Below are 12,555 nucleotides of genomic sequence, written 5' to 3' on the forward strand. Positions count from 1 at the left end.
CAGCGGATTCAGTTATCTGTGAATGGTACCAACCGCGCCGACGCAAACATTCAGTTTGATCGCCACATACCGTCAGTTTTCCAATGGCTATCCTAGCCCACTGAAGCACCTCCCACGCCCCCACTTCCACCACCTCACCTCCCCCTCCAACCACCTCCGCACTCTACGCACACCTCCAACCTCACCCTTGCCCCCTTCCCGCTTTCCTGAAAAGTTGCGGCCAACAACAGCCTTATGAGGAATCGCCCGATGAAGACACGCGCCGCCGTTGCCACAGCCGCCGGAAAACCGCTGGAAATCATGGAGGTGGACCTCGAGGGGCCGCGCGAGGGCGAGGTGCTGATCGAGGTCAAGGCAACCGGGATCTGCCACACCGACGAGTTCACGCTGTCGGGCGCCGATCCGGAAGGGATCTTTCCGGCGATCCTCGGCCATGAGGGTGCGGGCGTCGTCGTCGATGTCGGGCCCGGCGTGACCTCCCTGAAGAAGGGCGACCACGTCATTCCGCTCTATACGCCGGAATGCCGCACGTGCCCGTCCTGCCTGTCGCGCAAGACCAATCTGTGCACCGCGATCCGCGCCACGCAGGGCCAGGGCCTGATGCCGGACGGCACCAGCCGGTTCTCGATCGGCAAGGACAAGATCTTCCACTATATGGGCTGCTCGACCTTTGCCAACCACACGGTGCTGCCGGAGATCGCGGTTGCCAAGGTCAACCCGGACGCGCCGTTCGACAAGATCTGCTATATCGGCTGCGGCGTGACCACCGGCATCGGCGCGGTGATCAACACGGCGAAGGTGGAGATCGGCGCGACGGCGGCCGTCTTCGGCCTCGGCGGCATCGGCCTGAACGTGATCCAGGGCCTGCGACTGGCGGGCGCCGACATGATCATCGGCGTCGACATCAACAACGACAAGAAGGAATGGGGCGAGCGCTTCGGCATGACCCATTTCGTCAACCCGACCGAGATCGACGGCGACGTGGTTGCCCATATCGTCAACATGACCAAGCGCGGCGCCGACCAGATCGGCGGCGCGGATTACACGTTCGACTGCACCGGCAACGTGAAGGTCATGCGCCAAGCCCTTGAATGTTCTCACCGGGGCTGGGGCGAGTCGATCGTCATCGGGGTTGCCGGCGCCGGCCAGGAGATTGCGACGCGGCCGTTCCAGCTCGTCACCGGGCGCACCTGGAAGGGCACCGCCTTCGGCGGCGCGCGCGGGCGCACCGACGTGCCGAAGATCGTCGACTGGTACATGGAAGGCAAGATCCAGATCGACCCGATGATCACGCATACGCTGTCGCTGGACGAGATCAACAAGGGCTTCGACCTGATGCATGCGGGCGAATCGATCCGCTCGGTGGTGGTGTATTAGGGGCCATGGGGTCGTCCGCTGCGGTGTTGAACGGCGTTCAGGCATGGATCCCCGGGTCAAGCCCGGGGATGACGAGGTTGGGAGGTGGGTGCCAGTTCCGGCGGACCGCGCGGGACCGGCGCGGCCGCGACATGATGCAGGCGGGTGAATGGATCCGCTTGGTGGTGGTGCATTGGGGGCCACGGGGGCGACCGGCGCGGTCTTATCGGCGTTCCGGCATGGATCCCGGGTCAAGCCCGGGGATGACGAGGTTGAGAGGTGGGTGCTGGTCCAGGCAGACCGCGCGGGACCGGCGCGGCGGCGACTGGATGCAGGCGGGTGATTGGATCAGCTCGGTGGTGGTGCATTTGGGGGCCACTCGGTCGTCCGCTGCGGTCTTGATTGGCGTTCTGGCATGGATCCCCGGGTCAAGCCCGGGGATGACGATTGCGGGGGCGTTGGGAGGAGCTTCGGACGGTTGAACCTGGCATGGGCATCCCGCTTTGGTCATCCTCGGGCTTGACCCGAGCATCCATGCCGGAACGATGCCGACTGCGCATCGACCTCCAGTGGGCGCCCGGGGATCCATGCTGGAACAATGCATGTTGCGCATGAGCTCCAGCGGCCCGCGCGGGAACTTCCCCTGCGCCGGAGCATTCTTACGGGGCTGATGGGCGTTTGAATGAGGGTTTCAACGATGACGATCTGGTCCAGGATTCCGCTGATGGCTGCCGGTATTTCGCTGCTGGCGCTCGCGGCTTGCAATGACGACGACACCGTCGTGCAGGCACAGGAGCCGCCGGCGGCGGTCGAGGAGCCGCAGACCCCGCCCGCCGAGGACGACTCGACCGACGACGCGATCGATCGCATCGAGGAAGGTGCCGGCTCGATCCTCGAGGGTGCCGGCGAACTGGCGCGCGATGCGCGCGAACGCACGGAGGAACTGCTGGAGGATGCCGGGCCGGCGCTGGAGCGCGCGCGCGACTATGCCCGCGAGCTCGGCGTGGTGATCAACGAGATCACGGAACGCGCCATGCAGGACTTCGCGGCCGGCGTCGACGCGCTGGAGGATCGCATCGACGAGGCCGATCGCCCGGTGGAACCCGTGACCGGCGATGCGGACGCCGTGCTTGCACCATCCGCCGAGCTGCGGGCCGACACGAGAGCCGCAGCCCAGGCAGGTCCGGCAGGTGTCGGGCCGGACTATGTCGGCGTGTGGGCCGGCGATGCAGCCTCCTGCGCGCGCATCGACGTCGAGCCGGTGGAGCTGATGGCGGTGATCACGCCGACGACCATCCGCCGCTACGAAGCGGTGTGCAACTTTGCCGAGACACCGATGACCGACGGTTCCGCGACGGTGGCCGCGTCTTGCATCGCCGAGGGCGATATGGAGGAGCGCGCGATCACGCTGGAGATGCCCCAGGCCGACATGCTGACCATCGACGATGCCGCGACGCTGGTGCGCTGCCATCTGCCTGAATAGGCTTCGCAGGCCGGCACCGCGGGGCTAGGATCGGATCCGGTCCAGAATCACGGCGCGGGTGCATGCAAACAATCCAGATATTCGTCGACGCGGACGCCTGTCCGGTGAAGGACGAGGTGGTGAAGGTGGCCGAGCGCCACGGATTGCTGGTCACCTTCGTCTCCAATGGCGGGCTGCGGCCGTCGCGCGACCCGATGATCCGCAATGTCGTGGTCGGCAAGGGCGCTGACGCTGCCGACGACTGGATCGTCGACAACGCGGGCGGCAACGACATCGCAATCACCGCGGACGTGCCGCTGGCCGCACGGCTGGTGGAGAAAGGCGTGCACGTGCTGGGTCCGACCGGGCGGCCCTTCACGCCGGAATCGATCGGCATGGCGGTGGCCATGCGCGACTTGAAGCAGCATCTGCGCGAGAGCGGCGAGATCAAGGGCTACAATCCGGGGTTTTCGGCAAAGGACCGCTCGGCCTTCCTGTCGGCGCTGGACCAGACGGTGCGGCGCGCCGTGCGTTCGACGGGGCAATGATGCCGGCCGGGCGGCACTGGCCGTTCTACGTCGCGGTCGCGGCCGGGCTCGTCGCCACTGCCGGCGCGGTTGCCTGGAAGCCCGGCGTGGCACTGCCGCTGGGCTCGACCGTGTTCTTCGCCACCTATCTCGCCCTGACGGTGAGCTTCCTGCCGAAGATGACGGCGGCTTACCTGCGCGCCAACGCAGCGAGCAGCGACCTGCCGGTGCTGGTGATCTTCGCGGTGACCTTCGCCGCCGTGGCGAGCGCGGTCGTGGCGCTGTTCGTGCTGCTTAACACCGAGCGCCTGCCGTCGCTGCCGGAAATCGTTCTGACGCTGCTCGCCGTGCCCCTGGGCTGGATGACGATCCACATGATGGCGGCGATCCACTACGCGCATCTCTACTGGCAGCCGCAGCCGGCCACGCCGGACGAGGACGACATGCTGGGCGGGCTCGACTTCCCCGGCACGAACGCGCCGCGCGGCGTCGACTTCGCCTATTTCTCCTTCGTCATAGGCATGACGGCGCAGACCTCGGACGTGGCGATCACCACGCATCTGATGCGGGCCACCAACCTGGTGCATGCGATCGTGTCGTTCTTCTTCAACACGGTGCTGGTGGCGGCCGCCGTCAACGCAGCGGTGGCGCTTGGAAATTAGGCAGTTTGCGAATGTGCACTTTCAATTGACAGGTTCCGGCGGCTCGTGCTCCGATCCGTCGCGGGGAGGAGAAAAGAACAAGGGAACACTGGAGACAGACATGAAGCGGACCATCATCGCAGCATCCCTGGCGCTGGGGACGGCACTGGCCGCGAGCCAGGCACAGGCGCAGGAAACCCCGGTCACCATCGGCATCAGCGGATGGACCGGCTTTGCCCCCCTGACGCTCGCCAAGGAGGCCGGCCTGTTCGAGAAGAACGGCCTGGCGGTCGACATCAAGAAGATCCCGCAGAAGGACAGGCACCTGGCGATCGCGTCCGGCGACATCCAGTGCGCGGCGACGACGGTGGAGACCTTCATGATCTGGAACGCCAACGGCGTGCCGATCAAGCAGCTCTTCCAGCTCGACATGTCGTATGGCGCGGACGGCATGGCGGTGCGCAGCGACATCGCGTCGATCGCCGACCTCAAGGGCAAGACGGTGGCGGCATCGGCGCCGGGCACCTCGCCCTATTTCGTGCTGGCATGGATGCTCAACGAAAACGGCCTGACGCTGGATGACGTGACGGTGGTGAACCTCGAACCGTCGGCGGCGGCACAGGCCTTCGTGGCGGGCCAGAACGATGCGGCCATGACCTACGAGCCCTATCTGTCGACGGTGCGCGACAATCCCGACGCCGGCAAGATCATCGCGACGACGCTGGACTACCCCATCGTGATGGACTCATTCGGCTGCACGCCTGAATTCATCGAGGCCAATCCGAAAGCCGTGAAGGCGCTCGCCTCCAGCTATTACGACGCGCTGGCGATGATCGAGAGCGACCAGGAAGAGGCGTATCGGATCATGGGCGCCGACGTGAACCAGGATGGCGAGGCATTCGGCAAGTCGGCCGGCTACCTGCAGTGGCAGGATCTGGAAGCCAACAAGGCATTCATGAGCAGCGGCATCCAGGAGTTCTACTCCAAGGCCGGGCCGCTGCTCGAAAAGATCGGCATCATCCGGGAGATCCCCGACACGGAGACCCTGATCGACACGAGCTGGATGGAATAGCCCGCATCCATGCACCTGCAGACCGCCTCTCCCCAGACATCGGGGAGAGGCCCTGATTGGCTGCGACCCAGCCGGAGCCAAACGCTCAATGTCCGACCGTTCCCGTCCCCGCTATCTGCGCCCCCTGCAGCCGGTGTCGCCCTCGACCCGGGTTCTGCTCGGCATCAGCTTCTTCGTCCTGTTCGTCATCGTGTGGTCGATCGCCACCTATGGCGGCTTCGTGACGCCGATCTTCCTCGCCAGCCCGACGCGGATGATCGAGGAAGGCTGGCTGCTGCTGACCCGGTTCGGCTTCATGTACGACATCGGCATGACGATCTGGCGCGTCTTCGGCGGCTTCGTGCTGGCCGCGATCATCGCCGTGCCGCTCGGCATCGCGATGGGCGCGTGGAAGACGGTGGAAGCGTTCTTTGAACCCTTCGTTTCCTTCGCACGCTACCTGCCCGCGTCGGCGTTCATACCGCTGCTGATCCTGTGGGCGGGCATCGGCGAGACGCAGAAGCTGCTGGTCATCTTCATCGGTGCCGTCTTCCAGATCATCCTGATGGTGGCGGTGACGGTGGGCCAGACCCGCCGCGACCTGGTCGAGGCCGCCTATACGCTGGGGTCGAGCGACGCGGGCATCGTGCGCCGCGTGCTGCTGCCGGCGTCGGCACCGCAGATCGCCGAGACGCTGCGGCTCGTGCTCGGATGGGCATGGACCTATGTGATCGTCGCCGAACTGATCGGCTCATCCTCCGGCATCGGCCACATGATCGTCGATTCGCAGGCGCTGCTGAACACCGGCCAGATCATCTTCGGCATCATCGTCATCGGCATCATCGGGCTGGTCTCCGACTTCCTCTTCAAGGAAGCCAACCGCCGGATGTTTCCGTGGAGCCTGGCATGAGCGCGGCCGTCGACATCAAGGGCGTCCAGCGGATCTTTCCGGGCCAGCGCGGCGGCGACCCCGTTACCGCGCTGACGCCGATCGACATGCATGTGAAGGAAAACGACTTCGTCACCATCCTCGGGCCGTCCGGCTGCGGCAAGTCCACGCTGCTGCGCATCGTTGCCGGGCTGGACGAACCGACGCAAGGCAGCGTCGCGGTGCGGGGCCGGCAGGTGACCGGACCGGGGGCCGATCGCGGCATGGTGTTCCAGTCCTACACTCTGTTTCCGTGGCTGACCGTGGCGCAGAACATAGAATTCGGGCTGCGTGAAAAGGGCATGCCGGCGGCGCAGCGGCGCGAGATCGTCGCCGGCTATGTCGGCAAGATCGGGCTGAAGGGGTTCGAGCACCATCTGCCGAAGCAGCTTTCCGGCGGCATGCAGCAACGCGTGGCGATCGCGCGCGCGCTTGCCAACGATCCGGCGATCCTGCTTCTCGATGAACCATTCGGCGCGCTCGACCACCAGACGCGCGGGCTTATGCAGGAACTGCTGCTCGACATCTGGGAAGCCGACCGCAAGACGGTGCTGTTCGTCACCCACGACATCGAGGAAGCGATCTTCCTTGGCAGCCGTTGCGTGGTGATGAGCGCACGGCCCGGGCGCATCAAGGCGGACATCGCGATACCCCTGCCCCATCCGCGCCACTACCGGATGAAGGCGGAAGCGGACTTCCTCGACCTAAAAGTGCGGTTGACCGAGGAAATCCGCGAAGAGGCAATGAAGGTGACGTGACGGCGGGCTGCCCAAGGCGTGGCGCGTTGTGTGGTCTCCACCTGGACGACAATGGATCTGGACTATCGCCCTGCCGGGCACTTCTCCCCGTAAACGGCAGGACTATCGCATAGGGGCTTTGGGGAGTGCGTCGACTTAAACGGGGAGAGGATGCCAGCAGACAGGCGGGGCAGCGTGAACGTTTGAAGTCGGGCGCCGCGATGGTGTCACGCGGGCGGTCTGAACGCATTCCGCTTATCGACTTGGCCGCGCACATCGGATAACCCGGAAGCATGAAAACGCTTTCCACCTCCCATTCCCATGGCGGCGTTCAGGGTGTCTATTCCCACGCTTCCGATCGTTGCAATTGCGAGATGACGTTCGCGGTGTTCGTGCCGCCGCAGGCGGAGAACGGCCCCTGCCCGGTGCTGTGGTACCTGTCGGGCCTGACCTGCACGCACCAGAACGTCATGGACAAGGGCGAGTATCGCCAGCTCGCCGCCGAGCTTGGCCTGATCATCGTATGCCCGGACACCAGCCCGCGCGGCGACGACGTGCCGGACGAGCCGGACAACTGGCAGTTCGGCAAGGGTGCCGGTTTCTATGTCGACGCGACGCAGGAGCCGTTCGCAAAGAACTACAAAATGTATTCCTACGTCACCCAGGAACTGCCGGCGCTGATCGAGGCAGAATTTCCGGCCGACATGGGCCGGCAAGGCATCTTCGGGCATTCGATGGGCGGCCATGGCGCCCTGACGATCGCGCTCAAGAACCCGGACCGCTTCCGCTCGTGCTCCGCCTTCGCACCGATCGTGCAACCCTCGACGGCGGAATGGTCGAAGCCGGCGCTGGAAAAATATCTTGGGCCAAACCCGGCGGCGTGGCGCGCGCATGACGCCTGCGCGCTGATCGAGGACGGGGCGCGGTTTGCGGAATTGCTGGTCGACCAGGGCACCGCCGACGGTTTTCTCGACGACGGGCTGCGGCCGTGGCTGCTGGAGGATGCCATCAAGGGCACCGAGATGATGCTGACGCTGAACTTGCGCAAGGGCTACGACCACTCCTACTTCTTCATCTCGACCTTCATGGACGACCATCTGCGCTGGCACGCGCAGCGGCTGGGCTGAGCGGCGATCTACCGGCGCTATCGGCCGATCAGAAACGTCGATGCCGCGTGATGACACGGCTGCCGGCATAGGCTAGAACGGATTCGTCGAGGGCTTCCGCAAGGGAGTCCTACCGGTTTGCGGGAGAGAGCAGCATTGCTGCCGCCGAAGGGGAAATCGCCCGAAATCTCTCAGGCAAAAGAACCGTAGGCCGGTCAAGACGCTCTGGAAAGTCGGGAAGCTGAACAGCTTTCCCGCGCCGAAGGTGTAAGGTCGACCGACAGGGTTCCGGTTGGCCAAGTCTCTCAGGCTTCCGACAGAGGGGCGCGAACTTGCCGCAATCCAGCGGCGGGTTGGTGCTGCTCTGGAGGTCAGATGGCAGATACGGAAACGGGCGAACTCTCAAACCTTCCGCTGAAAGACTTGCACGAGGCCGCAGGCGCGCGCTTCGGAGGCTTTGCCGGGTGGTCGATGCCGATAACCTATCCGCTGGGCGTGCTCAAGGAGCACCTGCACACGCGCGAGAAGGCCGGGCTGTTCGACATCTCGCACATGAAGCTCTTCCTGCTGACGGGGCCGGACGCGGCAAAGGCGCTGTCCCGCGCCTGCCCGATCGAGGCGGACGCGCTGGACGAAAGCCAGTCGAAATACACCTTCTTCCTCAACGACGATGCGGGCATCATCGACGACCTGATCGTCACCCGGCTGGGTTCCGCGCGGTTCATGGTGGTGGCGAACGCCGGAAACGCGGCTGAGGACGAGGCGCACCTGAAGGCAGTGGCAGCGGAGTTCGACTGCGCCGTCGAGCCGCTCGACCGCGTCTTCCTGGCGCTGCAGGGACCGGCAGCCGAAGCGGCGCTTGCCAATGCCGGGCTCGATCTTTCGCACCTCACCTTCATGCGCGGCATCGAGCCCCGGAACGGCTGGTTCGCCAGCCGCTCGGGCTATACGGGCGAGGACGGTTTCGAGGTCGCGATGCCGACGGGCGAGGCGAAGGCGTTCGCCGAGACGCTGCTTGAAGCCAAAGACGTCGAGTGGATCGGACTGGCGGCGCGCGACAGCCTGCGGCTCGAGGCAGGGCTTTGCCTGCACGGGCAGGACATCACGCCGCAGACGACGCCGGTGGATGCCGGGCTGATGTGGGCGATCCCCAAGAGCTTGCGCGAACGCGGCGCGTTCATCGGCGCGGACGCGCTGCGGGCGGCGATTGCCGCCGGGCCCGCAAGAAGGCGCGTTGGGCTGAAGCCGCAGGGCCGCCAGCCGGTGCGCGCCGGCGCGGAACTGTACGATGGCGAGGGCAGGCTGGTGGGAACGGTCACGTCAGGCGGGTTCGGGCCGTCCGCGGGGTTCCCTGTGGCCATGGGCTACCTCGGCGCGGACGACGTGTCCGCAGGCAGACCGATCTTCGCCGAGGTGCGCGGCAACCGCGTGCCCGTCGACATCCATCCTCTTCCCTTCACGCAGCATCGCTACCGCAAAGGATAATCCGCATGGCAACGACCTATTTCACCGAAGACCACGAATGGATCCGCGTCGAGGGCGGTATCGCGACCGTGGGCATCACCGACTATGCGCAGGAGCAGCTCGGCGACCTCGTCTTCGTCGAACTGCCGGAAAGCGGCAAGACCGTCTCGAAAGGCGATCCGGCCGTGGTGGTCGAGTCGGTCAAGGCCGCCTCCGACGTCTATGCGCCGGTCGATGGCGAGATCACGGCGGTGAACGATGCGCTTTCGTCCGATCCGTCGCTGGTGAACTCGTCGCCGACCGGCGACGGATGGCTGTGGAAGATGAAGCTTGCCGACGAGGCCCAGCTCGAAGGGCTGATGGACGAAGCCGGCTACAATGCGATGATTGGATAGGCGCCACGATGACCGACAGACAAGCCATTTTCGCCGACCGGCACATTGGCCCGGGACCTGCCGACATGCGCGCGATGCTCGCCGCGCTCGGCGTGCCATCGCTGGAGACGCTGATCAGCCAGGCGGTGCCACAGTCGATCCGGCTCGACCGTCCGCTCGACCTGCCCGCACCCGCCGGGGAGGCCGAGGCACTGGCCGAGCTGGCAGAGAAGATGAATCGGAACAAGGTGCTGAAGAGCTTTATTGGCGCGGGATATCATGGCGTCCACGTGCCGCCGGTGATCCAGCGCAACCTGTTCGAGAACCCCGCCTGGTATACGGCCTATACGCCGTATCAGTCCGAGATCAGCCAGGGCCGGCTGGAAATGCTGTTCAACTTCCAGACGCTGGTGAGCGAGCTGACGGGACTGCCGGTCGCGTCCGCGTCGCTGCTGGACGAGGCGACGGCGGTCGCCGAGGCGGTAGGCATCGCATGGCGGCATCATCGCTCGAAGCGAAACGACATCGTGCTGGCAGGCGAGTTGCACGCCCAGACGCTCGACGTGGTGAAGACACGCGCCGAGCCGCTGGGGATGAATATCGGCGTGGACGAGATCGGCGCGGAGACGGCGGCGGTGATCGTGCCATGGCCCGACACCCACGGTGTCTACGGCAACCCCAAGGACATCATTGCCAAGGCGAAGGACGCCGGCGCGATCGTCATCTTCGTGGCCGATCCGCTGGCGCTGACGCTGACCGAGGCGCCGGCTTCACTCGGGGCCGACATCGCCGTCGGTTCGATGCAGCGCTACGGCGTGCCGATGGGCTATGGCGGCCCGCACGCCGCCTATTGCGCGGTGTCGGACGCGCTGATGCGGCTGATGCCAGGGCGGCTCGTCGGCCAATCCACGGATGCGCATGGACGGCCGGGCTATCGGCTGGCGCTGCAGACGCGCGAACAGCACATTCGCCGCGACAAGGCGACGTCGAACATCTGCACCGCGCAGGCGCTGCTGGCCAACATGGCGACCGCCTATGCGATCTGGCACGGACCAGAGGGCCTGCAGGCGATCGCACGCAGGGTGAACGGGCTGGCGAGCCGGCTCGCGGCCGGGTTGGGTATCGACGCGCCGCTGTTCGACACGGTGACCGTGAGCGTTCCCGGCAAGGCGAAGACGATCGCCGCAAAGGCACAAGAAGCAGGCCTGCTGCTGCGTGTCATTGATGAGGATCGCATCGGCGTCACCTTCGACGAAACCTCGACCGAGGCCGATCTGCAGACGATTGCCGGCCTCTTCGGGGTCGCGGCGGCGGCGGAGGCGAAGAGCACGCTGCCCGGCAAACCGCGCGGAAAAACCTTCATGACGCAGCCGGTCTTCCATGAAAACCGCTCGGAAACGGAGATGATGCGGTTCCTGCGGCGTCTGGCCGACAAGGACCTGGCGCTCGACCGCGCGATGATCCCGCTCGGCTCCTGCACGATGAAGCTGAACGCGGCGGCCGAGATGATGCCGGTGAGTTGGCCGCAGGTCGCCGATCTGCATCCGTTCGCTCCGGCCTCGCACTCGGCCGGCTACACCGCGATGACCGACGAGCTGGAAGGCTGGCTTGCCGAGATCACCGGTTTCGACGCAGTGTCGCTGCAGCCCAATGCCGGCAGCCAGGGCGAATATGCGGGGCTGCTCGCCATCCGCCGCTTTCACCTGGAGCGCGGCGACGCCAACCGCACCGTCTGCCTGATCCCCTCCTCCGCCCATGGCACCAACCCGGCAAGCGCGGCGATGGCCGGCATGGACGTGGTGGTGGTCAAGTGCACGGACGACGGCGACATCGACGTCGAGGATCTCAAGGCCAAGGCTGCGCAGTTCTCCGACCGGCTGGCGGCACTGATGATCACCTATCCGTCCACGCATGGCGTGTTCGAGGAAGCGGTGCGCGACATCTGCAAGGCGGTGCACGAGCATGACGGGCAGGTCTATCTCGACGGCGCCAATCTGAACGCGCTGGTCGGGCTCGCGCGTCCGGGCGATCTCGGCGCGGATGTCTGCCACATGAACCTGCACAAGACGTTCTGCATCCCGCATGGCGGCGGCGGCCCGGGCGTGGGTCCGATCGGCGTCAAGGCGCATCTGGCGCCGTTCCTGCCCGGTCATGTCGACATCGGATCGGCGCATGCGGTGGCGGCGGCGCCGTTTGGATCGGCATCGATCCTGCCGATCACCTGGATGTATATCCGGATGATGGGCGGCGCCGGCCTGAAGCGGGCGACGGAGACGGCGATCCTGTCGGCCAACTACGTCGCCGAACGCCTGAAGGCGCACTATCCGGTGCTCTACAAGGGCCGCAACGGGCGGGTTGCGCATGAGTGCATCCTCGACACCCGCGTTCTCAAGGACAGCGCAGGGATCGGCGTCGAGGACATTGCAAAGCGGCTGATCGACTACGGCTTCCATGCGCCGACCATGTCATGGCCGGTTGCGGGCACGCTGATGGTGGAGCCGACCGAAAGCGAGCCGAAGCGCGAACTCGACCGCTTCTGTGCGGCGATGATCGGCATCGCCGAGGAGGCGGCGAAGGTTGCCGACGCCACTTGGCCGAAGGACGACAACCCGCTGGTCAACGCGCCGCACACAGCGATGGAGACGATGGCGGACGCGTGGACGCACCCCTATTCCCGGCAGGTGGCGGCATTCCCGCAGGGCGATGGAAACTTCGCCGGCAAGTACTGGCCGCCGGTATCGCGCGTCGACAATGTCGGGGGCGACCGCAACCTCGTCTGCGCCTGCCCGCCCGTGGAAGCGCTGGCGAGCTGAGGAAAGCAACCCCGCCGGTTTTCCACCTGCGGGACGTTTGTTGCAGCCATCAGAGGCCCGCGCCGGCGCGCGGGCCTTTTCTGTCTGGCGTGAACC

General features: G+C 65.8%; 11 protein-coding genes and 1 riboswitch. All 11 genes read left to right on the forward strand.

What is annotated here, in order from left to right:
- The first annotated feature begins 249 nt into the window (after positions 1-249).
- The 11 genes from AAFN84_RS14500 to gcvP all read left to right on the forward strand — a co-directional run bounded on the left by AAFN84_RS14500 (position 250) and on the right by gcvP (position 12,459).
- Positions 250-1,377: an S-(hydroxymethyl)glutathione dehydrogenase/class III alcohol dehydrogenase gene (locus AAFN84_RS14500; RefSeq protein ID WP_347515317.1), complete on the forward strand. Its 1,128-nt coding sequence runs from the start codon at positions 250-252 to the stop codon at positions 1,375-1,377.
- Between the two features lie 703 nt (positions 1,378-2,080).
- Complete coding sequence (locus AAFN84_RS14505) at positions 2,081-2,839, forward strand: hypothetical protein (RefSeq protein ID WP_347515318.1); 759 nt, start codon at positions 2,081-2,083, stop codon at positions 2,837-2,839.
- Between the two features lie 62 nt (positions 2,840-2,901).
- Positions 2,902-3,366, forward strand: a complete 465-nt coding sequence (locus AAFN84_RS14510; RefSeq protein ID WP_347515319.1) for a YaiI/YqxD family protein — start codon at positions 2,902-2,904, stop codon at positions 3,364-3,366.
- Positions 3,366-4,007 (forward strand): DUF1345 domain-containing protein, encoded by a 642-nt coding sequence (locus AAFN84_RS14515; protein WP_347515711.1) that lies wholly within the window; start codon positions 3,366-3,368, stop codon positions 4,005-4,007. The genes AAFN84_RS14510 and AAFN84_RS14515 overlap by 1 nt, the downstream gene beginning before the upstream one ends.
- Positions 4,008-4,107: 100 nt before the next feature.
- Entirely contained in the window at positions 4,108-5,058 is a 951-nt protein-coding gene (locus tag AAFN84_RS14520) for an ABC transporter substrate-binding protein (protein WP_347515320.1), read from the forward strand.
- Positions 5,059-5,173: 115 nt separating this feature from the next.
- A complete protein-coding gene (locus AAFN84_RS14525) occupies positions 5,174-5,947 on the forward strand; it encodes an ABC transporter permease (protein ID WP_347515712.1) in 774 nt (257 codons plus the stop codon).
- On the forward strand, positions 5,944-6,723 hold the full coding sequence (locus tag AAFN84_RS14530; protein WP_347515321.1) for an ABC transporter ATP-binding protein: 780 nt from the start codon (positions 5,944-5,946) through the stop codon (positions 6,721-6,723). Before AAFN84_RS14525 ends, AAFN84_RS14530 begins: the two co-directional genes overlap by 4 nt.
- A 272-nt stretch (positions 6,724-6,995) precedes the next feature.
- Complete coding sequence (gene fghA, locus AAFN84_RS14535; RefSeq protein ID WP_347515322.1) at positions 6,996-7,829, forward strand: S-formylglutathione hydrolase; 834 nt, start codon at positions 6,996-6,998, stop codon at positions 7,827-7,829.
- Positions 7,830-7,939: 110 nt separating this feature from the next.
- A riboswitch (glycine riboswitch) is annotated at positions 7,940-8,025 on the forward strand.
- 158 nt (positions 8,026-8,183) lie between these two features.
- Entirely contained in the window at positions 8,184-9,293 is a 1,110-nt protein-coding gene (gcvT, locus tag AAFN84_RS14540; RefSeq protein WP_347515323.1) for a glycine cleavage system aminomethyltransferase GcvT, read from the forward strand.
- A 5-nt stretch (positions 9,294-9,298) separates the two neighbouring features.
- The gene (gcvH, locus tag AAFN84_RS14545) at positions 9,299-9,667 is read left to right on the forward strand and encodes a glycine cleavage system protein GcvH (protein ID WP_347515324.1); all 369 of its coding nucleotides are present in this window, start codon (positions 9,299-9,301) and stop codon (positions 9,665-9,667) included.
- A gap of 8 nt (positions 9,668-9,675) precedes the next feature.
- Entirely contained in the window at positions 9,676-12,459 is a 2,784-nt protein-coding gene (gene gcvP, locus AAFN84_RS14550) for an aminomethyl-transferring glycine dehydrogenase (protein WP_347515325.1), read from the forward strand.
- The last annotated feature ends 96 nt before the right edge of the window (positions 12,460-12,555 follow it).

It is taken from the genome of Mesorhizobium sp. CAU 1741 (assembly GCF_039839275.1).
In the GTDB taxonomy this organism is placed as follows: Bacteria; Pseudomonadota; Alphaproteobacteria; order Rhizobiales; family Rhizobiaceae; genus Aerobium.